Here is a 23,518-nt window from a genome sequence, read left to right as displayed (position 1 = left end):
CCGCGCAGCCTGAGGTCAGCCGCGCAGGAAGGCGCCGACCAGCCCGGCGACTTCCCGCGGTGCGTGCTCCATCAACGGGATCGTGCCGCCCTCGATGATTGCCGAGTCGATCGAGCGGGCGGCCGTCAGCCGTTCGGAGAGTACGGCGAGGTTCGGCAGCGCGAAGGGGTCGGCACTGGCGCCGATCAGCAGCACCGGGGCAGTGACCAGACCGACGCGGTCTTCCATCCGGTACCGATGGCAGGCCCGATGCCCCTCGGCCGGGTCGACGCCAGGAGCTAGCGCGTCCCGGACGAATCGCTCCAGGAGGTCGGGCCGGCCGACCGGGTAGTACGGCTGGCGCAGTCTCCACAACTCACCCAGGTGGTTGCCGTCAGCATCGGTCTCGACGTGGTCCACGCTCACCCGACCGGACCGGTACTCCGGCCCCGTCCATGGCGGAGACGAAAGCACCAACGCACGGACTCGCGTCGCATGCGCGGCCGCCATCTCAAGGGCTACCGCCGCTCCGGTGTGATGACCCAGCACCACCGCGTCGCCGACCTCGAGTGCGTCCAGCAGCGCGAACGCGCCGACGGCGTACTGCTCGATGGTCTGTGGCGTCTCCAGTCCGGCGCTGAGCCCGAAACCGAGCATGTCCATCGCGACGACCCGGTGCCGATCGGCGAGTAGCGGCTGTACCTCGCGGAACTCGTCGTACGAGCGAGGTGTCTGGTGCAGCAGCAACAACACCGGTCCGGAGCCGGCCTCGGCGTAGTGCAGTTGACCGAACGGAGTGTCGGCGTACCCGCGCCGTAGGGTCATCGAGGGCTCCAGTGGTCTGCGGACAGGGTGGTGCGATGTTCGCTCAGGTTGTGCCGACCGGGCGACGAGCACGGTCCGCTGACCGGAACCGCGGTTCTGATGAACCGCCGGTAGCCGCTCTACATTCGTTGTCATGGATGACGAGTTGGAGCCTGAGGACTTCGGGATCCTGATGTCCCGCACGTCGCTGTGTGTGCTGATCCACGACGCGGCGAGCAAGGACATCTTGTGGGCCAACCCGGCGGCCTGCGAGATGCTCGAGTTCAGCCTCGACGAGATCAAGCCGCTCAAGGCACCGGACATGAGCAGCCAGGCGCGCGAGTACAGTCGCGCGATCGGCCGGGCGTGGCTGCAGCGCGCGGTGGACGAGGGATCGAGCCGGATCGTCTGGCGGTACCGCGCGAAGTCCGGCCGGGAGTTTCCCACCGAGGCACTGGCGGTGCTCGTGCAGCTCGGCCGCGGTCCGGCGGTCATGGTCCAGTTCCGCGACATCGAGAAGGAGCAGGCGATCGAACGCTCCTTGCACCGGACGGAGGAGTACTTCCGGGCCTTGGCGCGGCATACGTCGGCCGGGGCGGTCGTTCTCGACCCGCGGGGCGTCGTCGAGTACGCATCGGGGACCGCGCTCAGCCAGTTCAAGGTCGGAGACCAGGAGCTGATCGGAGCTCGCCTCACGGATCTGGCCGAGATCACGAGTGCGTCCGGACATGTCGGCTGGGCCGCGGCTGTCGACGCGGCGCGGCCCGTGGTCGCAGTGCGCCTCGAGGTGCGGACGGCGGACGTGGCTGTCTGGCTGGGCGGAAGCCTCGACCATCTGCAGGTCGACGGAGACGACCTGTACCTGTTGACGTTGCATGACATCACCGACCGCGTGGTCGAGGACCTCGAACACGGCCGGCGCGTCGAGTACGAGAACTACCTGTCCCGCTACAACGCGATGGGGGACATGGCGATGGCGATCGCGCACGAGCTGGGCCAACCGTTGGCCGCGGCCGGCAACTTCCTCGCCGGTGCGCGGCTGCGAGCCACGCCGGAGGAGTCGTACGCCCTGGACAGCGCCCGGCGGCAGATCGACCGGGCCAGCGCGATCGTCAAGGCGCTCCGGGAGTTCGTCGGGCACCTCGAGCAGGTCGAGACGCTCGTCGACCTCAACGACGTCGTCCGGGAGTGCATGTACTTCGTCCGGCTGCGGGCCGACGGCGCCGGCATCCGGGTTCGGGAGTCGTGGAGCGAGGAGCCGATCCCGGTGCGATGCGAACGGGTGCTCACCGGACAGGTGGTGCTGAACCTCTGCTTCAACGCGCTCGACGAGATGGCCGGATCGCCTGAATCGGAGCGCGAGATCACCGTCGCGACGGCCCGTGAAGCCGGCGTCGGGCGCTTCACCGTCGAGGACCGGGGCAAGGGTCTGGGCGGACTCTCGGCGCACATCTTCGACCAGCCGTTCACGTCGAAGGAGCACGGCAGCGGGATCGGGCTTGCCCTGAGCCACCGGATCATCAGCCGGCAGCATGGCCGGCTGGTCGCCTGGTCCCGTGAACCGCGGGGCGCAGCCTTCTCCTTCACGCTGCCGCTCGCGGGCGACGAGCCGGGCGCCGCCGCCGGGTAGGGGATTGCCTTACGCGGGCTGGAACTGATCCCTAGGGCAGGCAGCAGAATCGCGAATTTCCGCGCCCGCGGTCGCTGGATACCGTCGGTGGTGTCGTACCAATCCGGTACCAGGCAGCCCCTTGGAGGCCGACCGTGACGCCACTCAGCCCGACTCAGCTCGAGTTTCGTTCCGCGATGGCGAAGTTGCCGGCGGCGGTCAACGTCGTCACCACGAACGGGACGCACGGCCGCGTCGGTATCACGGTGAGCGCGGTGTGCTCGGTGACCGACGAGCCGCCGAGCGTCATCATCTGTCTCAACAAGTCGAGCTACACCCACGACATCTTCGAGGCGAACGGACGCGTCTGTATCAACGTCCTGAGCGCGGACGACGAGGAGCTGGCCCTGCACTTCGCCGGGGTGACAGAGGTCCCGATGGACGCACGGTTCGGGTGGGACCGGTGGGACCACCACAGCGAGGACGTCCCGGTACTGCGCCAATCGCTGGTCTCGCTGGTCGGGCACATCGTCCAGCAGAGCGATTGTGGATCGCATTCGGTCTGGCTGGTCCGGATCTCCCGCGTTCTCCAGCGCGGCGAGACCGAGGCCCTCGTGTACTTCCAGCGCCGGTTCCACCGGGTCTGACCAGAGGAGAGAGATGATCGAGAAGCAGACCGACGTACCGCAGGGCCTGGAGTCGTTCGACTCGGTCCTCGACGAGATCCGCAGGCGCCGCGGTGAGTTCGCCCGGCAGCGGTACGTGCCGAGGGACCTGATCCAGCGCTTCAAGGCGCTCGGCCTGTTCCGGGCGTCCGCGCCGGCCCGGTTCGGCGGTGAGCCGATGCCACCGGCCGACTTCCTCGAACGGATCGAGACGATCTCGGCCGTCGACGGATCCTGCGGCTGGGTGGCCAGCTTCGGCGCGTCGCTCACCTACCTCGCCGCGCTCCCGGTCGACACCCAGGCGGAGATCTACCAGAACGGGCCCGACGTCGCCTTCACGGCCGGGGTCTGGCCGGTCCACCCGGCCACCGAGACGGCGTCCGGGCGACTGCTGATCAACGGCCGGTGGAAGTTCGCCAGCGGGTCCCGCACCGCCGATCTCCTCGGGGTCGGGATCCCAGGTGACGCCGGCGGGAAGCCTCGTACGGCGGTGCTGTGGCCCGACCAGGTCGAGGTGGTGGGGGACTGGAACACCATCGGGTTGCGGGGCACCGGCAGCTTCGATCTGCTGGTCAGGAATGTCGAGGTGCCGAAGGAGTGGACCTTCGTGCGCGGCGGCCAGCCGACGATCGACGAGCCCCTGTATCAGTACCCGCTCATCGCGTACGCCGCTCAGGTCCTCGCGGTGGTGAATCTCGGCATCGCCCGGGCGGCCCTGGAATACGCCGAGGCGGTGGGAAGCGGCAGCACCGGCGTGACCGGAGCACCACGACTCGCGGACCGTGCCTACTTCCGGACCGAGTTCGCGCAGGCCGAGGCCAAGCTCCGGTCGGCTCGCGCGTTCTTCTACGAGACCACTCGGGAGGCCTGGGACACGATCCTGACCGGAGACCCTGTCTCCGACCGGCAGAACGCGATGCTCCGACTGGCCGCGACGCATGCGGCCAAGGCCGGTGACCAGGTCGTGCGCGACGTCTATCAGCTCTCCGGCACCGCCGCCATCGACGACAGCCATCCCGTGCAGGAGCTGCTCCGGGACGCCAGCGTGCCGCCCCAGCACGCCTTCCTGACCTCCGCCATGTACGACGCTTCCGGCGCGGTCCTGATGGGTCTCGAGCCGACCGTTCCGGGCTTCCGCTGAGGTGGCTGGTCAGACGTCGATGCCGTTGGACAGCACGTCACGGACCAGGGTGGCGATGCTCTCGGCGTCCGTCTTGACCCGGATCCGGGCGCGGTGCACGTCGATGGTCTTGACGCTGGTGCCGAGCCGGCGCGCGATGTTCTGGCTGGGTAGTCCGGTGACGACGAGCCTGAGCACCTCTCGCTCTCGCTGGGTCAACGTGCTCAGCCGTCGGACGACGTCACGTCGCTCCACCTGCTGCCGGAACCGCGCGACGGCTGTCGACAGGCCTTCCTGCACGACGTCGATCATCTGCTGCGGCTCGTAGGGCTTCTCCAGGAAGGTGACCGCGCCCCGCTGCAGCGCTCGGACGGACATCTGGATGTCGCCGTGAGCAGAGCAGAAGATCACCGGTGCCGGAGATTCCAGCGCGTTCAGCCGCTCCTGCACCTGGAAGCCACTCACGACCGGCATCCGAACGTCGACGACGACGCAGGCCGGGCGGGATTCGTCGTAGGCGGCGAAGAAGGAGTCGGCGTCCGGGTGGTCCTTCACCTGGATGCCGACACTCCCCAGCAGCCAGACCAGCGACTCGCGCAGGTCGTCGTCATCGTCGACGACGTGAACGACGACGTCCTCGAGCTCGGATGGTGAAGGTGTCATCCCGCGACCAACGAGGTGTCGACGCCGACCTCGCCGAGTCTCTGCGCGCCGCCGGGATCACCCAGCGGTTCGGCCCGGCCGGGCAGCGGCAGCTCGAAGAAGGCACGCGAGTCGTCGAGGTGGGCCAACAGGTCGGGGTCCTTGCGGGCGACCCGGTCCACCACGATCGCCTCGACCGGGCACTCGACCTCGCAGGCGCCGCAGTCGATGCACTCGTTGCCGTTGATGTAGCTCTTGCGTCCGCCGACGTAGATGCAGTCGACCGGGCAGACCTCGACACAGGAACGGTCGAGGACGTCGATGCAGTCGGCGCCGATCACGTAGCTCATGGCGGTTCCTCTCAGGCGGCGTCGGTGGAATGGCCGGGGAACAAGGTCAGGTCGGGGTCGAGGTCCACGGCCACATGGTTCATGGCGGTGGCGACTTCGCCGAAGCCGACGGACATCAGCTTGACCTTGCCGTCGTAGTCGGTGAGGTCGCCGGCGGCGTACACCCGCGGCAGGTTGGTCCGCATCGCCCGGTCGACGGCGACGGACCGGCCGCGGAGCTCGAGACCCCAGTCGCGCAACGGCCCGAGGTCGCTGATGAACCCGAGGGCGGCGATCACGTGGTCGGCCGGGACAACTGACTCCTGGCCGTCGTTCGACCGCAGCGTGACCTTCGCCAGCCGACCTTCATCGCCGTCGAGGGCGATCACCTGGGTGTCGGTGTGCAACCGGGTGCTGCCGGACTTGACGCGTTCGAGGGTCGCGGCATGACCGCGGAAGACCTTGCGGCGGTGCACGAGGGTGACGGACCGTGCGATCGGCTCCAACGCGTCCGCCCAGTCGAGAGCGCTGTCCCCTCCACCGACGATGACGACGTCCTGGTCGGCATGCCGCTGCGGGTCCGTGACGAAGAACGACAGCCCGGTGCCGAGCCAGTCCTCGCCGCATTCCAGCGGACGCGGCGTCGGCGTACCGATACCCGACGTGAGTATGACGGCGCGGGCGCGGATGACCGTGCCGTCGTCCAGCGTCACGACTGCCTCGTCGTCGGTGTGCTCGAGCGTCGACGCCTGCCGGCCCAGCAGGTACGTCGGCTCGTACGACGACGCCTGCTCGACCAGTGCGGCAACGAAGTCGCGCCCCTTGATCGCGGGGATGGCGGCAACGTCGCGGATCTGCTTCTCCGGGTAGAGCGCCATCACCTGCCCGCCGGGCTGTGGCAGTACGTCGACGACCGTCGTACTGAGGCCGCGGAAGCCGGCGTAGTAGGCGCCGTACAGGCCGGTCGGTCCCGCGCCGACGATCAGTACATCGGTCGAGACGGTCTGGGAGGTGGTCATGAGAGGCCTCCTGGGGAGATGGGTGCGCCGTCGAATGTAGGTACGGGCCACGCCGGACGTCCCGTCGTCGGGACCGCTCACCGGACCACCGGCCCGGATTCGCGCCAGCGGGCAGGGGCGTTCCGTCAGACGAACCGAACTTGTTGGTCGCGCTCCAAGCCCGGTGATGTGCTCGCTGCACCGATTGCGACGACCAGTGGAGCTGACGTGACCGACACCGTTGACCGAAGGCAGGTACGCAAGCACCGGGCCGGCCGGCTGCCCGGTCGCCAGGACTGGTCGAGCTGGCCGCACTACCAGGCCGCGAAGGCCGGTTTCCGCGGCTACTGGTACCCGGTCTGCTTCTCGTCGCAGGTGAGGGAGAAACCGCGCCAGGTGACCCTGCTCGGCGAGCGGCTGTTCGTCATCCGCGACAAGGGCAAGGTCTTCGGCATGAAGGACCGCTGCCCACATCGCGGCGTACCGCTGAGCTACGGCAACAAGCAGTTCCCGGGCACGGTGTCCTGCGTCTACCACGGCTGGACGTTCGACCTGGAGACCGGCGACCTCAAGGCCGCGATCACCGACGGGCCGCGGTCGCCGATCTGCGGGAAGGTGACGCAGCCGACGTACGACGTCGAGGAACGGCTCGGGATGGTCTGGGTGTACGTCGGCGACGGCGAACCACCGCACCCGATCGACGAGCAGTTGCCCGAGGAGCTCGTGTCGAACCCGGCCGTGATCGGCGCGCGCATCCAGCCGCGGGAGGGGAACTGGCGCTTCGCCTGCGAGAACGGGTTCGACGAGGGCCACGCGAAGTACCTGCACCGGACCGCGCTGTGGCGGCTGTTCAAGCCGATGCCGGTCTGGAACACGACCAGGATCGTCAAGCGTGGCCGGTGGATCTACCGGGTGCAGCAGGAGCAGTTCTGGGAGGCCGACTTCCCGGGACTGGGCCGCTGGTCAGGCACGGCCTGGTACAAGCTGAAGCCGCCGAAGGAGACCAAGAACATCGGCAACACCTCCACCCATCGCGAGGTCAACCCGACCATCGCGGCCCAGGAGTTCCCCGGGTTCGCCTCGGTCAGCATGCCCGGCGTCCTGCGGATCGCCTACCCGACCTTCATCCACTACGAGTTCTACGTACCCGTTGACCAAGACAACCATCTGTACGTCGGCGTGCTCGCGGACTTCAAGCAGGGCCTGAAGACCCTGCCCTTCTACGCCAAGTACCTCGGCGCGGTGCGCTGGCTGTTCCACGGCCAGTTCTCCGGTCAGGACAAGTGGATGGTCGAGGTCACCGACGCGCCGCCGGAGAAGCTGTACCGACCGGACGACTCGCTGCTGCAGTGGCGCAAGCTCGCCGAGGACGTCACCGAGGAACGACTCGACCGGTTGCGCGAGCAGGGCTACGAGCCTGCCGACGCGACCGCGGAGTGACGCCGATGGGAGAGATCGTGCTCGGCGTCGGTGCGTCCCACTCGACGCTGATGAACACCCACTGGGACCAGGTCGTCCACACCGACCGCGCCGAGGCGTTCCGCGACGCCCTCGGTACGGCTCGCGACCTCATCGCCGACGTGGACCCGGACGTTGTGGTGATCGTCGGCTCGAACCACTTCCGCGGCTTCTGGCTCGACCTGATCCCATCGTTCACGCTGGGCGTCGGCGAGGTGATCGCGGCCGGTGAGTCGGGTACGCCGAAGGGCCCGCAGAAAACCGACCCAGCCTTAGCGCAGGCGCTCGCCGCCGACCTGGTGGAGGCGGGGACCGAGGTGGCGATCTCGGCCCGGCTCCAGATCGACCACGGACAATCGCACGCGATCCAGTATCTGCTCAACGGCATCGACGTACCCGTAGTGCCCCTGGTGGTGAATGTGTTCGCGCAGCCGTTGCCGACGCCGGCGCGGTGTGTCCAGCTCGGTGAGAACCTGGCGGCCGCGATCCAGCGGAGTGATCGGCGCGTGGTTGTGATCGCGTCCGGCGGTCTGTCCCACCAGCTGCCGTGGCCGAGTGACTGGACCGATCCGGCCGACGAGGACGAAGCCTTCCTGGTCGAAGCCTGGCTGAACGGGCGCGGTGAGTGGGAGCGATACGACAAACGCCGCCGGGAGATCATCGTGGCCGCCCGTCCGACGATCTTCCCTGAGTTCGATGAAGCCTTCCTCGACGACCTTCAGAAGGGCGAACTTCGGCGCTACGCCTCGATGACGGCCGTCGAGCTGGAAGCGGTCGCCGGGAACGGCGGTCAGGAACTTCGCACCTGGCTCGTGATGGCGGCCGCCCTCGGCTTCACGCCCGGACGGCGCCTCGCCTACGCACCGATGCCCGAATGGCTGACCGGAATGGGTGTCGCCTTCCTCGACTCTTCGGAGGTCCGTCGATGAGCACCCGATCACCGGCAGCTGGACCGGCACCGGAGAGCCGTTTCGCCGCGGCCGGCGACGTCAAGTACCACTTCCACGAACTGGGCGAAGGCCCCGACACGATCTTCTTGCACGGCGGCGGTCCCGGCTGCACCGGCTGGAGTGACTTCGGCCCGGTGGCGCCGTACTTCGCCACCGACCGCCACTGCCTGATCGTCGACATCCTGCAATACGGCAAGTCGGACAAGTGCCTGATCACCGGACCGATGTGGGACTTCCACGCCGCGAAGACGGTCGAGTTGATGGACACACTCGGTGTCGAGCAGGCCGACTTCATCTGCAACTCCTGGGGCGGCACCATCGCGCTCTGCCTGGCCGCGAAGTACCCGGAACGCGTCCGTTCGCTGGTCATGACCGGCAGCATGCCCGTCTTCTACGGGCCACTCGCGCCGCTGCCCGAACGCGGTCACCGCGGCCGTGCCGCGCGCGACGTGTACTACGGCGGCGAAGGACCGACCCGGGACAAGATGCGCGCCCTCATCACCCGCCTGGAGTGGTACGACTCCGACCGCCTGCCCGAGGAGACCGTCGACCTGCGCTACCAGCAGAGTCTCGACCCGGGCGAGCGGGAGCTGGCCGCGATGTCGGACTCGCCCCGCGGCGACTGGCAGGACCTGACCGGCGAGCTCGGCCTGATCAAGGCGCCGGCGCTCTTCGTCTGGGGACGTGAGGACGCGTTCCTCACGCCCGACTATCCGTTGATGCTGGCGCGGATGGTCAAGCGCGGAAACCTCCACGTGATGGACCACGTGTCACACCACCTGCAGGAGGAACGACCGGCCGCCTACCACGCCGTGGTCGACGGCTTCCTGCGCTCCGTCGGCCATCCGTGATCCAGGAGAACCATGAAGAAGATCCTCGTCGTCCTCGCCCCGCTCCTACTAGCACTGTCGGCGCTCGTCGTCGTACTGCGCAAACTGCTTGCCCGGAGCAACACACAGATCCACCGGATCAACCAGCACCGCTGACCCCCATTCCGGAGGAATCGAATGACGCTGCCGGAGGAACCGAATGACGCTGTCGGAGGAATCGAAATGACTCTGTTGGAGGAAACCGATATGACGCTGGCCGAAACCATCTGGACCGAGCTGACCGGCACGGAGTTCCGTATCACCACGGTGGACGCCGGCGGCGTCCCGACCCGGTCGCTGCAGGCCGGGTCCGGTGAACCGGTGATCTTCCTGCACGGCACCAGCGGTCACCTGGAGGCGTTCACTCGCAACCTCGGCGCGCACGCCGACCGGTACGCCTGCCACGCGATCGACATGCTCGGCCACGGCTACACCGGCAAGCCCGACTACCCGTACGAGATCCCGCGCTACCGGGATCACCTGCTTGCCTACATGGATGCCGTCGGCATCGAATCCGCGCACATCGTCGGTGAGTCCCTCGGCGGCTGGGTCGGTGCCCGTACGGCGATCGACGTACCGGACCGGATCGCGTCGCTGCAGTTGCTGTGCGCCGGCGGGACCGTGGCCAACCCACAGGTGATGGAACGGATCCGGACCAGCACCCGCGAGGCCGTCTCGCGTGACGACGTTGAGCTGACCCGGGCCAGGATGCGGTTGCTGATGGCGGATCCGGTGGACGCGACCGAGGAGCTCGTCGCCGTACGGCACGCGATCTACCACCAGCCCGACTTCGTCGAGAACATCGACAACCTGCTCTGCCTGCAGAACATGGAGGTCCGGCTGCGCAACGTGCTACGTCCCGAGCACCTGGCCCAGATCACCGTGCCGACGCTGGTGGTGTGGGGTCGGAACAACCCGTTCGGCGAGGTCCCGGAGGCGAATGCCATGCACGAGGCCATCGCCGGTTCGGAGCTGGTGCTCTTCGACGAGTGCGGGCACTGGCCGCAGCACGAGCAGGCCGCCCGGTACAACGAGCTCAGCCTCGAGTTCCTCGCGAAGCACCCGGCGCCGTGATGCGTGCGATTCGTTTTCACGAGTGGGGCGCCGATCCGGTGGTCGAGGAGGTGCCGGCGCCGCTCGTGAAGGAAGGCGAGACGCTCGTCCGGGTCGAGGCGGCCGCCGTGTCGCACCTGGACCTCACAGTGGCGAGCGGGACGTTCGACTTCAAACCGCAGCTCCCCTATGTCGGCGGGGTCGAGGGCTGCGGCATCGTCGTCTCGTCCGACGTCCACGAGCCGGGCACGCGGGTGGTCCTGCGAGGCGGCGGACTCGGCCTGCTCCGCGACGGCACGTGGGCGGGGTTCGTCGCGACCCGCAAGGCCGCGTCCCCGTTGCCGGCCGAGCTGTCGCCCGAGGTCGGCGCGACGTACTTCGTCCCGACGACGACGGCGTACGTCGCTCTGCACGACATCGGGCGTCTTGGGGCCTGGCCCGGTGTCGAGGACGAGGTCGTGGTGGTAGCGGGAGCCGCGGGTGCCGTCGGTTCGGTGGTCGCACAGCTCGCGGTGCGCGCCGGATGCGTAGTGGTCGGCGTGGTCGACCCGACACAGGTCGATCTGCTGCCTGCCGGTGTGGAACCTGTTCTGATCGGCGACGACGAGCGTGCTGCCGAGCTGCTGAAGGAGCGGCCGGCAACCCTGCTGGTCGACACACTCGGAGGTCAGGCGGTGGCTCAGCGGGCGCGCTGGGTGCGGCCCGGCGGGCGCGCGGTCGTCGTCGGGTATGTGGCGGGCAAGGAGCTCGGTCTCGATGTGCCGTCCTGGTTGCTCGACGATGTGGCGCTGCTGCCGGTCAACATGATCCGTCGCGAGGCGGCGGCTCGCGAGTACGCACCGCTGCTCGCCGAACTGCTCGCAAAGGGGGAGCTGACGCTGGAGGTCCAGTCGTTCGCGATGGACGACGCTCCGAAGGCATTGCACCTGCTGGCGACCGGCGGCCTGCGCGGCCGCGCCGTGATCCTGCCGGGGAGCTGACAATGACGACCGAGCAGGCGGTTGGGCGAGTGATGGAGTACGTCACCCGCGACCGCCTGGCGACGGCGATCTGCGGAGTCGTCGACATCCCCAGCCCGACCGGCGCGGAGGCCCGCGTCGCCGAGTGGATTGTCGACCACCTGATCGCCAACGGTGTGACCGCCCGACTGCAGCCGCTCGACGACCGGCAGGCCAATGCGGTCGGCACACTGGCCGGTGGCGATGGTCCGTCCACCTTGCTCTATGCGCCGCTCGACACGTTCACCACCGGCGATCCGGCGTACGACGTACCGTCGGCAACCCTCGCGATGCGGCCCGACATGCTGCCGCGGGCGACCCTGCACGGCGACCTCGTGCAGGGTCTCGGCGCCGGGAACCCGAAGGGGCACGCGGCGTGCGTCATCGTGGCGATGGAGGCGCTGGCGGCGGATGGGATCGAGCTCCCCGGAGACGTGATCGGTGGGTTCGGCGCGGGCGGTATGCCGAGCTTCGCCATCGAGGGTGGACGACAGAACACCGGCCATGGGGTCGGCGCCGGCTTCCTGCTCGAACGCGGGTTCACCACCGACTACGGGGTCATCGCCAAGCCGGGATGGAACGTGTCGCACGAGGAGGTCGGGCTGGTCTGGCTCGACGTACTGGTGCCGGGGATCCACACCTACGCCGGGAGCCGGCACCGACTGCCGTACCGCAACGCGGTCGCACTCGCGGGCGAGGTGGCCGGGCACCTCGAGGACTGGCTGGAGGAGTACGCCGTACGCCATGAGCACGGCACGATGCGCCCGCAGGGGATCGTGTCGTCGATCAACGGCGGCTCGGAACGTCTCGCCGCGTCGAGTCCGGCGCTGGTCCGGCTGCGGCTCGATCTACGTATCACGACGGCGCAGACACCGGCCGGTGTCACCCGTGAAGTACGGGCCGAGGTCGAGCGCCTCGGAGCGAAACTGGGCGCTGAACTCCGGGTCGAACAGGTCGCCGCCGTCCCCGCCTCGCACACGTCGCCTGGTGAGCCGATCGTGCGGGCGGCCGTGGCAGCCTGGGAGGCCGTCGCGGGGGAGCGGCACGTGCCGATCTTGGCCAACAGCGGCGCTACCGACGCCAACATCCTGCGCATGCGCGGGGTTCCGACCGCGCGAGTCGGGATGCCGAAGGTGCCGGCGACGCCGACCGGGGAGCCGCCGGACTTCACCGCGGGGATGAACCTGGCCGATCTGCGGGAGATGCGGCGATTGGTCGAGATTCTCGTCCGGACCGTACTGCTGGTCGAAGGGTTGTGAGATGGACGTTCCGCGGGCACGACCGTACGGCGAGGGCCTGGGCGCCGGGGCGAACAGTGTGCTGGGAAAGGCCCGGCTGATCCTCGAGGCGTTCCAGATCGACGAACTCGACCTGTCGCTGTCGGAGTTGTCCCGTCGTACCGGCATCTCGAAGGCGTCCGTGCACCGGCTGGCCCAGGAGCTGTTGGAGTGGGGCATGCTGGAGCGGTCTGGTGCGGAGTACCGGCTCGGGATGCGGGCGTTCGAGCTGGGTTCGCGGGTGCCGCGATTCCGGGTGCTGCGCGACGAGGTCCGGCGATACATGGAGAACTTGCATCACGCGGTGAAAGAGGCCGTCCACCTGGGCGTGCTGGACGGCCTGGAGGTGCTGTACCTGGAGAAGATCGCCGGCGGTCCGCAGGCCGCGCGACCGTCCCGAATCGCCGGGCGGATGCCGCTGCACTGCACCGCGACCGGCAAGATCCTGCTCGCGTACTCGCCGCCCACGCTGCTCGACGACGTACTCGCCCGGCCGCTCGAACGCCTTACACCGTCCACTGTGATCATGCCGGGGGCGTTGCGGGAGCAGGTGCGCAAGATCCGCACGGCCGGTCACGCGGTGGAGTTGGAGGAGACGGTCATCGGGTACTGCTCCGTCGCCGTGCCGCTGTTCGGGAGCAGCGGCCTGCTGCTCGGCGCCCTGTCGATCACCGCGCCGACCTTCCGCGCGGACTGCACCGGGTACGCCGCCGCGCTGACCGCCGTGAGCCGGAAGGTCGCGTTGACGCACCAGATCAACTGAGCCCGTGCGTACTGTTCTGTTTGTGGAAGAGGTGAGTCCGCGGCGGTACGGCGAAGGTCTCGGTGACGGGGCGAACAGTGTGCTGGGCAAGACCCGGCTGATTCTCGAGGCGTTCCAGCTCGACGACACCGACGTGTCGTTGTCGGAGTTGTCCCGCCGTACCGGCATCTCGAAGGCGTCCGTCCACCGGCTGGCCCAGGAGCTGCTGGAGTGGGGCATGCTGGAGCGGTCGGGTGCCGAATACCGGTTGGGGATGCGGGCCTTCGAGCTCGGCTCGCGGGTACCGCGGTTCCGGGTGCTGCGCGACACCGTGCGGCCGTATATGGAGAGCCTGCATCACGCCACCAAAGAGACCGTCCACCTGGCTGTTCGTGACGGCCTCGAGGTTCTGTACCTGGAGAAGATCAGCCCCAACCCGCAGGCGGCCAAACCGTCGCGGATCGCCGGCCGGATGCCGCTGCACTGCACGGCGACCGGCAAGGTTCTGCTGGCCTACTCCGCGCCGACGTTGCTGGAGGAGGTGCTCGCCCGGCCGCTGGAGCGGCTGACGCCGTCGACGGTCTCGCTGCCGGGGATGCTGCGGGAGCAGATCCGTAAGGTGCGCAGCGTCGGGCACGCGATCGAGTTGGAGGAAACGGCGATCGGCTACTGCTCGGTCGCGGTGCCGATCTTCGGCAGCAGCGAACTGTTGCTCGGGGCACTCTCCATCACCGCGCCGACCTTCCGCGCCGACACCGCCAGGTACGCCGCCGCGCTCACCGAGGTGATGCGCAAGGTCGCGGCCACCCAGCAGATCAACTAGGGCCTAGCGGCCACTGAACGACGGCGGCCGCTTGTCGAGGAACGCCTGCAGCCCTTCGGCGGCATCCTCGAGCTCGAGGTTGCGCAGCACGAACTCCTCCTCGACCGCCATCGCCTCCTCGATCGGCAGTCCCCAGCCACGGTCGACCACCTGCTTGACCAGAGCGATCGTTGCCGTCGGCAATGCCGCGAGGCGGGCCGCCTCGCGGTCGACCACCGCGTCGAAGTCGTCACCCGCCACGATGTCGACCAGGCCTTCCGCCAGGGCTTCCTGCGCGGTCAGCCGGGTGCCGTCGATGATGAGCCGCTTGGCCCGGTGCGGGCCGATGAGCCTCGGCAGGCGCTGCGAACCGCCCGCGCCGGGGAAGATGCCCAGCCGCGTCTCGGGGAAGCCGAACGTCGCGCGTGCGTGCAGGATGCGCAGGTCGCACGCCAGCGCCAGCTCCGCGCCACCGCCGAGCGCGTGACCGTTGAGCGCCGCGATCACCGGCTTCGGGGCGAGTTCGAGAGCTCGTTGGACCTCGACCCAGCGTCGCATGGCCTTGTACGTCGCCGGCTCCAGGCGGCGCATCACCGTGATGTCGGCGCCACCGACGAAGACCTTGTGCTTGCCGCGGACGACGATGCACCGGACGTCGGGATCGTCGGTCAGCGCGGGCAGGCCGTCGATCAGCCGCTCGATCAGACCGGGATCCACGGTATTCACCGGTCCGTTGTCGATGGCCAGTGTCGCGACCGGACCGTCGTACCGGATCTGGAAGCCGTCCTTCATTCCAGGACTCCTTCGTCGTGGAGGTTGCCGAGGCGTTCGGGGGTGAGGCCGAGCAGTTCGGTCAGGAGCTCGTCGGTGTGCTGGCCGAGGAGCGGAGCGGGTTGCCAGAGGCCGCCGGGGGTTCCGTGGAGGTGCGCCACGACGCCCTCGTGTGCCACCGGGCCCGCGAGTGGATGATCCAGCTGCTGGTAGAAGCCGCCGGCGGCGAGTTGAGGGTCGTGGTCGACCAGGTCACGGCCGTCGCGTACGGGGTAGGCGGGGAAGCCGAGTGATTGTAGGCGGTCGGCGAGAGCGTCTGCGTCCTGCTCACCGATGACGTCCGTGAGCTCGGACGCTGTGGTGCCGAGTGCCGTGGCCAGCGCGTCGTCGGTCGCGGCGCCGATCGCGATCCAGCGGTCGTCGCCGGCGGTCCGGAGGATGCGCGAGCCGACCCGGGCCGGTTTTGCTTCGAGCACGGCAGGCCCGAGGTGGGCTGCCATTGCTTCGAGTTGGGACAGGTCGACGTGGCCGCCGACGCCTTGGTGGAGCAGATCCAAAGTGGCCAGCGTTGCGGCGTTGGCGGCGACCATGTCACCGAGGCCGAACGTCAGGCCCTGCGGCGGATGGCCGGTTTCGTAGGTGAGTCCGGACATCGCGGCCAAGGTGTCCGCGAACGTCACCGCCTGGCGCCAGGGACCGGTCTGCCCGACGCCGGCCATCGACACGAGCACGACGTTCGGATTGAGCTTCCGCAGCTGCTGGTAGCCGAGACCCCAGCGGTCGAGGACGCCCGGACTGAAGTTCTCGATCACGACATCGACGAACGGGACCAGTTGCCGTAGGAGCTCCTGGGCCTCGGGCTTGCGGAGGTTCAGTGCGAGGCTGCGCTTGTTGCGGTTGAAGTTGAGGAAGTACCCGCTGTCGTCGTACGTCGCCTCCGGCCGCAACCGCATCGAGGGCGCGAACCGCGTCGGGTCTTGCCGGTGCATCGACTCGACCTTCACGATGTCCGCGCCGTGCTCGGCCAGCAGCTTGGTCGCATACGGTCCGGCGAGCACCCAGGTCAGGTCGAGCACCCGGACGCCGTCCAGCGCCGCTCCACGCTTATGGGCCGTACGACGACGAGGCCTCTGGACACCTTCCAGCCAGGTGACCGTCGCGTCGACATCCTGCGGCTCGCGAAGTCGCACCGGACACTGGAGAGACCGGAACGGGAAGCCGACGTCCCGGACCGCTCCCTCGGCGGTGTCGATGTCGAGGAAGAACTGACGATCGAGCAGCTGTGGGTTCTTCAGTACGTCGTCCGGTGCGGCGACCGTTGCCCAGGGCAACCCCCTGGACCGGGCGCCGGTGGCGATCTCGTCGGCGGTACGCCGAGCGACGAACGCCCCGACGACCTCGTCGACGTACGGCCGATGCTGCCAGCGGTAGGCGGCGTCCTGCCAACGCTCCTCGGTCAGGTCGGCGGCCTCACCTTCGTCGGCCATCCAGGCGAGCAGGTCGTCCCACATCCGGTTCGGTCCCGAGTAGCCGCCGGCCACGTGGCCATCCTTGGTCGCGAAGACGCGATGCGCGACATGCCCGTACACCCCCGAGGTCCGGCCCGGGATCGTGCCGGCGTGGATCCACGAGATAGCGCCGGTCTCGAGCGTCGCGGCCACCACCTCCTGCACCGAGATCTCGGCGAGCTGGCCGACGCCGGTCCGTTGCCGGGCCAGCAGAGCGAGCATCGCGGCGATGGCGGCATGGGTGCCGGCCAGCTGCCCTGCCTGTGCACGCGGTGGCGGCTCCGGCGCCTCGCCGGGCGCACCGCCGAGCCACGCCATCCCGCCCGCCGCTGTGGCCACGACATCGTCGGCCGGCCACGTCTTGCACGGTCCCCAGGTCCCGAACGGTGTAACGACAACATGTGCCACGTGTTGCCAGTCGGGCCCGCGCAGTTTCAGTGTGCGAAGCCGGTCCAGTGGTCCCGACTCGACTACGACATCCGCCTCGGGCAGCAGGCGATCCAGCACCACGCCCAGCTCGGCGTCGTCGGGCAGGTGCAGTACGCGCTGACCTGAGTGCCAGTGCAGCCTCTCCGCACGGGCGGTCGTCCGGTCGCGCTCGATCCGGATGACTTCGGCGCCCATCCCGACGAACAGCCGGCCGGCGTAACGTGCCAGCTCGTCGGTCAGGTCGAGCACACGCAGGCGGCTCATGATTTCTCCGTTTCGGCGTCCCAGGTGCCGGGCGATACGCCACGGGAACGCAGCTCAGCCCTGGACACCTTCAGATTGGCGTTACGCGGCAGCGACGGCTCGACGCTGATGAAGCGGGGGAGTGCATGTCGTGGCAGCCGGGCGATGCAATGACGCCGTACCTCGGCCGGATCGAGCACCCGGCCGGGCAGCGGTACGGCGATCGCCAGCACCTCGTCCTCGGTGAACTCGGACGGCACACCGACAACGGCGACCTCGGCGACACCCGGCATACCCGCGATGGCCTCCTCGACAGCATCAGGGGAGATGTTGATGCCACGCCGCCGTACGACGTCCGCACTCCGGCCCTCGAAGTACAACCAGCCGTCGTCCAGCCGCACCTGATCGCCGGTGTGGAACCAACCACCACGCCAGGCCCGTTCGGTCGCCACAGGATCACCGACGTAGGTGCTGAACGTGAGATCCGGCTGCTCGGGACGGACGAGCAGTTCGCCCACTTCGCCGGCCGGAACGTCGACACCCGCATGGTCGACGATCCTCAGTTGGTATTCGGGCACCGGCCGACCAGCAGCGCCTCGACGGACCTGACCCGCGTACGTCGTTGCCACGTCGCCCAGCTCGGTGCAGGCATAGGCCTGGAGAAGCGTGATGCCGAAGCGGTCCCGCATCGCGTGGAACAGGTGCTCCGGTGCAGGTCCGCCGTACGCCCGCCGAATCAGATGATCGCGGTCGCCGTCGGTCGGCGGCTGCCGGAGCAGCAGCGCACACACCGCTCCCATGAAGTTGAACGCGGTGACGCCCTCGGCCCGGACCGTCTCGAGGAACCCGGACGCGGAGAACCTCGTCCCGATCACCAGCCGCGCGCCGGACAGCACCGCCGGGAGGAACGCCGCGTGCCGGGCATTGATGTGCTGCCAGGAGAAGAAGCTGTACAGCACATCGGACTCGTCGTACCGCATCGCCCGCTGGACCCGCGCCGCCTGACCAGGACCCGCGGCCACCGGCAGCAGGGCACCCTTGACGCGCCCGGTCGTACCCGACGTCGTCATCACGGTCGCCGGGTCGCCAGGCGCACTCTTGTACGGCGACACCCGCCGCCCGTCGGCGATCAAGTCGTCCAGCAGCACCCCGCCCGGCCCGTCAACCGTCACCACCCGGCCGAACCCATTCGGGTGCGGCGGCTCGCCGGTGGTGACCACGGTCGTACAGTTCGATGCCTTCGCCAGCGTCCGGACCCACTGCTCGTCCAGGTCCCGGCTGAGCGGCAACTCGATCGCACCGAGCGCCGAGATCGCCGTCGTCACCGCGATCGCCTCCGGCCCAGGTGCGAGACAGGTCGCGACGGCCGTACCCGGCTCGGCGAACCGCGACAGACCACTCGCGATCGCCAGCGCGCGCTCCCACAGGGCCGCCGCGGTCCAGCCCGGAGCGCCCACGAGCCGCACGACCTCCTCGTCCGGCCGCGCCTCGGCCCGCTGCGCGACGATCCCGTGGAACGACACCGCACCGGAATCCATACCTGATCCTCCACAGACAGGCCCGAAATCGGGCAGCCCGATGTTCCGCTGACCGAACCGTTAGTGTCCCGTGTCGGACACTAGGTCAGGTCTTTCACCACAGTGCCGCCGGTGATGACGAGCTGGATGCGGGTCGGGTCGCCGAGGGCCTTGATCTCACGTAGCGGATCGGCGTCGGTCGCGACGAGGTCGGCGATCAGGCCGGGCCGGAGGGTGCCGACCTGGTCGGCGATGCCGAGGAGTTCGGCACCGGCCCTGGTGCCGGCGACGATGGCGGCCATCGGCGACATGCCGAGCTGCACGAGGTGGTCGAGTTCGCGCAGGTTCTCGCCGTGTGGGCAGACGCCGGCGTCGGTTCCGAGCGCGATGCGCGCGCCGCGGGCGATCGCGTTGCCGATGTTCTCCTTGGTGATCTCCGACCATTTCACCTTCTTGGCGTAGTGGTACGGCTGCATCGTCGCCTGATCGATCGCGAACACAGTCGACAGCGTCGGCACCAGGAACGTCCCGCGTTCGCAGAGCAGGTCGAGGCCCTCGTCGTCGATGCCGTACCCGTGCTCGACACTGGCGACACCGCCCCGGAGCGCGGTCAGGATGCCCTTGCGTCCCTGGGCGTGCGCGGCGACCGGTCTGCCGCCGTGCCGGTCGAGTTCGTCGACGATCGCGCGAACCTCGTCGAGGCGCAGCCCCTCGTCATCGGGCTGGTCGTGCCGGCTGCCCATCCCGCCCGTCGTACAGATCTTGACCAGGTCGGCGCCGTCGCGCAGCACCCGCCGGGTCGCCTTCCGGACCTCGTCGACTGTGTCGGCCAGTTCCATCATTCCGGGCAGCGTGTGGACGACGTGCCCGCCGTGCAGATGCATGTCGCCGTGGCCCGCCGTATGGCTGATCGGGCGGACGGCCAACTGCAGCCTCGGCCCCGGGATCAGCCCGCGGTCGATCGCCTCCCGGAAGCCGAGCGTCAGGCCGCCGAGATCCCGGGCGGTCGTGACTCCGGCGTCGAGCGTCGCCCGGATCCGTGCCGCGGACTCGAGCACGACGAGGGCCGGATCGTTCTGTACGACGTGGAACGGCCCGTCCGCCAGGCTGAACCCGAGGTGCAAGTGACAGTCGATGAACCCTGGCATCAGCGTTCTGCCGCGCAGGTCGCGTACCTCGGTACCGACCGCGATCGGCGGCGCCTCGGCCGCCGTACCGACGTAGCCGATCCGGCCGTCCGGTGTCACGTCGAGGACGCCGGTGCGGATCGGAGCTGCTCCGGTGCCGTCGATGATGTCGGCGTTGACGAACCTCATGCGACCTCCCGCCGTCGGGGTTCGATGTCGAAGCCCGGCGCTCCGGGGACCGCGTTCAGCAGGGTGCGGGTGTACTCGTGCTGCGGGTCGTCGTACACCTGATCGGCCGGGCCGTGCTCCACGACCTCGCCGCGGTACAACACCACGACCTCGTCGCTGATCTGCCGTACGACGGCCAAGTTGTGCGAGATGAACACCATCGTCAGACCGAGCTCGACGCGCAGCCTCGCGATCAGCCTGAGGATCTCGGCCTGGACCGAGACGTCGAGTGCGGAGGTGATCTCGTCGGCGATCACCACCTCGGGCCGGACGATCAGTCCGCGCGCGATCGCGACCCGCTGCCGCTGCCCACCGGAGAGCTCGTGCGGATACCGATGCAGGGTGTCGGCAGGCATCCGGACCGTCTCGAGCCACGAGACGATCTCGTCCGCGTGCCTCGTCACCTTCGCCCGACGTGGATCCACTGCCTCGGCGAGCGCGTCGCCGATGGTCCGCCGCGGGTCGAGCGAGGAGTACGGATCCTGCGGGATCATCTGGACCTTGCGTCGCATCGCCGTACGACGTGCGCCGCGTGCTGCGGTCACGTCGATCCCGCCGATCGTCACGCTGCCGGCCGACGGGCGGACCGCGCCGACCAGCGTCTTGGCCAGCGTGGATTTGCCCGACCCGGACTCACCGACGACGGCGACAGTGGTGCCCTTGGCAACGTCGATGGTGATGCCGTGCAGGACTCGCGTCGTACTGCGGCCCCAGCCGTAGCTCACCTCGAGGTCGCGGACCTCGATGACCGGTGCGTCGTCAGCCATGGGAGTTCTCCAAGGTGAGTTCGGGGGTGGCCTCGAGCAGGGCCTTCGTGTAGGAGTGCTGGGCGGACGCGACCGTGAGGTGCGCGGCCTCGATCTCCTCGACCGCCTTGCCCTGGTACATCACGATCACCCGGTGACAGAGCGCGCGGACCACGCCGATGTCGTGCGAGATGACCATGATCGACGTACCGAACTCGCTGTTCAGCCGCTTCAGCTCGCGCAGGATCTCGGCCTGGACGGTCACGTCGAGGGCTGTGGTCGGTTCGTCGGCGATGATGAGCCGCGGCTCGGTCGCCAGCGCGGCCGCGATCATCGCCCGCTGCCGCATCCCGCCGGACAGTTCGTGCGGATGCTGTTTCATTCGCTGCTCGGGTTTCGACAGGCGCACCGTGCCGAGTGCGTCGATGATGCGGCGTCTCGCCGCCTGCGCGCCGAGCCGGCGGTGTGTGCGCAGTACCTCGGTGAGCTGGGTGCCCATCCGGAGCGCGGGATTGAAGGTCGAGCCCGGGTCCTGGTAGACGAGACCGACCGTCTGCGCCATCAGGCCGGGCGGGACCGGTCCGAGCAGGTCCAGGTCGCCCAGTGTCATCCTGGTGGCGTTCGAGATGAGGCCGTCGGGCAGCAGTTGCGCGAGTGCCATCGCGGTGAGCGTCTTGCCCGAACCGCTCTCGCCGACGATGCCGAGGATCTCGCCCTGCCTGATCCCGAACGAGATCCCCTTCACCAACTGCTTGCCGTCGTACTCGATGGAGAGTTCCTGCACATCGACCAGATATCCGTCCCGCGGAGTGCCCTGGCTGGTCCGCCGGGTGCTGGCGCCGCCGGCCGCCGTCCGGGCCGCCCGAGGATTCGCCGCCGCTGCAAGCCCATCGCCGATCAGCACCGCGGCGAGTCCGGTGACGACGATGAGCACCGCCGGGCCGACCAGCTGGAACGGCCGGTCCGCCAGCAACGACGGCAAGGCCTCGTTGAGGAGCTTTCCCCAGTCGTACGACGGAGACTGCACACCGAGGCCGACGAACGACAGGGCCGAGATCGCTGTCAGTGTGCCTGCGAAGGTCGAAGCAGACAGCACGAGTAGTGGCTCGGACATGTTCGGCAGCAGATGCCGGAACGCGATCCGGACCGGGCTCACGCCGAGCAGCCGGGCGGTCGAGACGAACTCCCGCTGGGACACCTTCGCGGCGAGGTTCCCGGTGAGGCGGGCGAAATACGGGATGCCTGCCACCCCGATGGCGATCACGGCCGACGAGCCGCCCGCCCCCAGCACCGCCGCCACCACGAGCGCGAGCAACAGACCGGGGAACGCAACCATCGCGTCGATCGCGCGCAGACACAGCTCCCGCAGCCGACGCGGCATCAGCCAGACACTGGTGCCGAGCAGTACGCCGAGTGCCACCGCGATCGCCGTCGCCGCCACCGTCATCAGCAGCGTGAGTCGCGTCGCGACCAGGCTGCGGAGCAGCACGTCGTGACCTGCCGCGTCGGTGCCGAGCCAGTGATCGGCCGACGGGGGAGCGAACCGTTGCCCAAGCTCGTCGGCCCCTGTTTTGAAGAGGATCGGCGCCAGCACGGCGATCACGACGACAACGCCCAACAGGCTCAGACCGAGAACGAGCCCCAGGTTTCTACGCCGAGACATGCGATCCTCCGAGGGTTCGTTCGTCGATCAGGCCGAGCAGGATGTCGACCAGCAGGTTGATCAGCGCCGCGATCATGCCGATGACGATCACCATCGCCTGGATCACCGGGTAGTCGCGGTCGAGAATGGCCTTGATGATGCCGCTGCCCAGACCGGGGAGCGCGAACACCGACTCGATCACGACCGCACCGCCGATCAGCCCGGTCAGCACCAGGCCGCTCACCGTGAGCGTGCTGGTGAGGAGGTTCGGCAGCGCCCACTTGATGTATCGCTTCCAGGCGGGCAGCCGCCAGCCGTGCGCGGTCCGCTGGTAGTCGTTGCCGAGGACAACAGCCGTCTCCCGCCGGACCACCCGCGACACCGTGCAGATCGGGCCGATCACGATCGCCGCGATCGGCAGCACGAACGACGCGGACCCGAACCGCGGCGTGTAGGCCGGCGGGAACAGAGGCAGCACACCGATCCCGAGCGCGAACATCACCACCAGGAACGTCGCCATCACGTAGCCGGGCACCGAGTCGAGGAAGCCGGTGACGAACCCGAACCCCGTGTCCAGCCACTTGCGCCGGCCGCCCTGGGTCAGTACGCCGATCAGCATGCCCAGCGGGATCGCCACCAGCAGCACGATCGCGATACCGGCCAGCGCGATGGTCGCGGTGAACGGCAGCCGGTTCTCGATGATCGTCAGCACCGGCTGCCGGTACATGAACGACGTACCCAGGTCGCCGGACAAGACCCCGCCGGCGTAGTCGATGAACCGTTGCCACAGTGGCTGGTCGAGTCCGAGCTGATGCCGGATGCGCTCGATATCGGCCAGGTCGGCGTTGGCCCCGGCCAGCCCCGCCGCCGGATCGCCCGGGATCAGCTGCACGATCAGGAACGACACGACCAGCAGGACGAGGAAGATCGCGGCCAGCCCGATCAGGCGTCGTACGGCGAAGTGCAACCAAGGTGAGGTAGAACGGTGTTCGGCAACCGCGGCGTGAGCCAT

General features: G+C 68.8%; 23 protein-coding genes. 12 read left to right on the top strand and 11 right to left on the bottom strand.

Annotation, left to right across the window (positions count from 1 at the left end; translation table 11 throughout):
- Window positions 1–15: 15 nt before the first annotated feature.
- Window positions 16–804 carry an alpha/beta fold hydrolase gene (locus tag EV643_RS19320; protein WP_133801471.1) on the bottom strand — a complete coding sequence of 263 codons (789 nt, stop codon included), beginning with the start codon at window positions 802–804 and terminating at the stop codon, window positions 16–18.
- 133 nt (window positions 805–937) lie between these two features.
- Here EV643_RS19320 and EV643_RS19315 point away from each other — a divergent pair, with 133 nt between their 5' ends.
- From EV643_RS19315 to EV643_RS19305, 3 genes are all read left to right on the top strand, one after another.
- Window positions 938–2,413, top strand: coding sequence for a PAS domain-containing sensor histidine kinase (locus EV643_RS19315; protein WP_133801470.1), 1,476 nt, complete (start codon window positions 938–940; stop codon window positions 2,411–2,413).
- 176 nt (window positions 2,414–2,589) lie between these two features.
- On the top strand, window positions 2,590–3,039 hold the full coding sequence (locus tag EV643_RS19310; protein ID WP_133801469.1) for a flavin reductase: 450 nt from the start codon (window positions 2,590–2,592) through the stop codon (window positions 3,037–3,039).
- Window positions 3,040–3,052: 13 nt separating this feature from the next.
- Window positions 3,053–4,198, top strand: coding sequence for an acyl-CoA dehydrogenase family protein (locus EV643_RS19305; RefSeq protein WP_133801468.1), 1,146 nt, complete (start codon window positions 3,053–3,055; stop codon window positions 4,196–4,198).
- 9 nt (window positions 4,199–4,207) lie between these two features.
- Here EV643_RS19305 and EV643_RS19300 read toward each other — a convergent pair whose 3' ends face one another.
- From EV643_RS19300 to EV643_RS19290, 3 genes are read right to left on the bottom strand one after another with little or no spacing between them, the layout of a single operon-like run.
- The gene (locus tag EV643_RS19300; RefSeq protein WP_133801467.1) at window positions 4,208–4,840 is read right to left on the bottom strand and encodes a response regulator transcription factor; all 633 of its coding nucleotides are present in this window, start codon (window positions 4,838–4,840) and stop codon (window positions 4,208–4,210) included.
- The gene (locus EV643_RS19295) at window positions 4,837–5,169 is read right to left on the bottom strand and encodes a ferredoxin family protein (RefSeq protein WP_133801466.1); all 333 of its coding nucleotides are present in this window, start codon (window positions 5,167–5,169) and stop codon (window positions 4,837–4,839) included. The genes EV643_RS19300 and EV643_RS19295 overlap by 4 nt, the downstream gene beginning before the upstream one ends.
- A gap of 11 nt (window positions 5,170–5,180) precedes the next feature.
- Complete coding sequence (locus tag EV643_RS19290; protein ID WP_133801465.1) at window positions 5,181–6,167, bottom strand: NAD(P)/FAD-dependent oxidoreductase; 987 nt, start codon at window positions 6,165–6,167, stop codon at window positions 5,181–5,183.
- 207 nt (window positions 6,168–6,374) lie between these two features.
- On the opposite strand from EV643_RS19290, the gene EV643_RS19285 reads away from it, so the two are divergent.
- From EV643_RS19285 to EV643_RS19250, 9 genes are all read left to right on the top strand, one after another.
- A complete protein-coding gene (locus EV643_RS19285; RefSeq protein ID WP_202869620.1) occupies window positions 6,375–7,586 on the top strand; it encodes an aromatic ring-hydroxylating oxygenase subunit alpha in 1,212 nt (403 codons plus the stop codon).
- Between the two features lie 5 nt (window positions 7,587–7,591).
- Window positions 7,592–8,533, top strand: coding sequence for a DODA-type extradiol aromatic ring-opening family dioxygenase (locus EV643_RS19280; protein WP_133801463.1), 942 nt, complete (start codon window positions 7,592–7,594; stop codon window positions 8,531–8,533).
- Complete coding sequence (locus tag EV643_RS19275; protein ID WP_133801462.1) at window positions 8,530–9,405, top strand: alpha/beta fold hydrolase; 876 nt, start codon at window positions 8,530–8,532, stop codon at window positions 9,403–9,405. The genes EV643_RS19280 and EV643_RS19275 overlap by 4 nt, the downstream gene beginning before the upstream one ends.
- A 12-nt stretch (window positions 9,406–9,417) precedes the next feature.
- The gene (locus EV643_RS46490) at window positions 9,418–9,540 is read left to right on the top strand and encodes a hypothetical protein (RefSeq protein ID WP_255513004.1); all 123 of its coding nucleotides are present in this window, start codon (window positions 9,418–9,420) and stop codon (window positions 9,538–9,540) included.
- Between the two features lie 66 nt (window positions 9,541–9,606).
- Complete coding sequence (locus EV643_RS19270) at window positions 9,607–10,497, top strand: alpha/beta fold hydrolase (protein ID WP_202869619.1); 891 nt, start codon at window positions 9,607–9,609, stop codon at window positions 10,495–10,497.
- On the top strand, window positions 10,497–11,456 hold the full coding sequence (locus tag EV643_RS19265; RefSeq protein ID WP_133801461.1) for a quinone oxidoreductase family protein: 960 nt from the start codon (window positions 10,497–10,499) through the stop codon (window positions 11,454–11,456). The genes EV643_RS19270 and EV643_RS19265 overlap by 1 nt, the downstream gene beginning before the upstream one ends.
- A 2-nt stretch (window positions 11,457–11,458) precedes the next feature.
- Window positions 11,459–12,733 carry a M20/M25/M40 family metallo-hydrolase gene (locus EV643_RS19260; RefSeq protein ID WP_133801460.1) on the top strand — a complete coding sequence of 425 codons (1,275 nt, stop codon included), beginning with the start codon at window positions 11,459–11,461 and terminating at the stop codon, window positions 12,731–12,733.
- Window position 12,734: 1 nt separating this feature from the next.
- Window positions 12,735–13,514, top strand: coding sequence for an IclR family transcriptional regulator (locus EV643_RS19255; RefSeq protein ID WP_133801459.1), 780 nt, complete (start codon window positions 12,735–12,737; stop codon window positions 13,512–13,514).
- 4 nt (window positions 13,515–13,518) lie between these two features.
- On the top strand, window positions 13,519–14,316 hold the full coding sequence (locus tag EV643_RS19250) for an IclR family transcriptional regulator (RefSeq protein ID WP_202869618.1): 798 nt from the start codon (window positions 13,519–13,521) through the stop codon (window positions 14,314–14,316).
- 3 nt (window positions 14,317–14,319) lie between these two features.
- Here EV643_RS19250 and EV643_RS19245 read toward each other — a convergent pair whose 3' ends face one another.
- The 7 genes from EV643_RS19245 to EV643_RS19215 all read right to left on the bottom strand — a co-directional run bounded on the left by EV643_RS19245 (window position 14,320) and on the right by EV643_RS19215 (window position 23,518).
- A complete protein-coding gene (locus tag EV643_RS19245) occupies window positions 14,320–15,087 on the bottom strand; it encodes an enoyl-CoA hydratase/isomerase family protein (RefSeq protein ID WP_133801458.1) in 768 nt (255 codons plus the stop codon).
- A complete protein-coding gene (locus tag EV643_RS19240) occupies window positions 15,084–17,267 on the bottom strand; it encodes a CaiB/BaiF CoA-transferase family protein (protein WP_133801457.1) in 2,184 nt (727 codons plus the stop codon). Before EV643_RS19240 ends, EV643_RS19245 begins: the two co-directional genes overlap by 4 nt.
- Window positions 17,264–18,784, bottom strand: coding sequence for an AMP-binding protein (locus EV643_RS19235; RefSeq protein ID WP_133801456.1), 1,521 nt, complete (start codon window positions 18,782–18,784; stop codon window positions 17,264–17,266). The genes EV643_RS19240 and EV643_RS19235 overlap by 4 nt, the downstream gene beginning before the upstream one ends.
- Window positions 18,785–18,864: 80 nt before the next feature.
- Window positions 18,865–20,079 (bottom strand): metal-dependent hydrolase family protein, encoded by a 1,215-nt coding sequence (locus tag EV643_RS19230; RefSeq protein WP_133801455.1) that lies wholly within the window; start codon window positions 20,077–20,079, stop codon window positions 18,865–18,867.
- Window positions 20,076–20,885, bottom strand: a complete 810-nt coding sequence (locus tag EV643_RS19225; protein ID WP_133801454.1) for an ABC transporter ATP-binding protein — start codon at window positions 20,883–20,885, stop codon at window positions 20,076–20,078. The genes EV643_RS19230 and EV643_RS19225 overlap by 4 nt, the downstream gene beginning before the upstream one ends.
- A complete protein-coding gene (locus EV643_RS19220) occupies window positions 20,878–22,527 on the bottom strand; it encodes a dipeptide/oligopeptide/nickel ABC transporter permease/ATP-binding protein (RefSeq protein ID WP_133801453.1) in 1,650 nt (549 codons plus the stop codon). Before EV643_RS19220 ends, EV643_RS19225 begins: the two co-directional genes overlap by 8 nt.
- The gene (locus tag EV643_RS19215; RefSeq protein ID WP_133801452.1) at window positions 22,514–23,518 is read right to left on the bottom strand and encodes an ABC transporter permease; all 1,005 of its coding nucleotides are present in this window, start codon (window positions 23,516–23,518) and stop codon (window positions 22,514–22,516) included. Before EV643_RS19215 ends, EV643_RS19220 begins: the two co-directional genes overlap by 14 nt.

It is taken from the genome of Kribbella caucasensis (genome assembly GCF_004361855.1).
Lineage (GTDB): Bacteria > Actinomycetota > Actinomycetes > Propionibacteriales > Kribbellaceae > Kribbella > Kribbella caucasensis.
The sequence above is the reverse complement of the archived record's forward strand: the minus strand, read 5'-3'. Positions and strand labels throughout refer to the sequence as shown.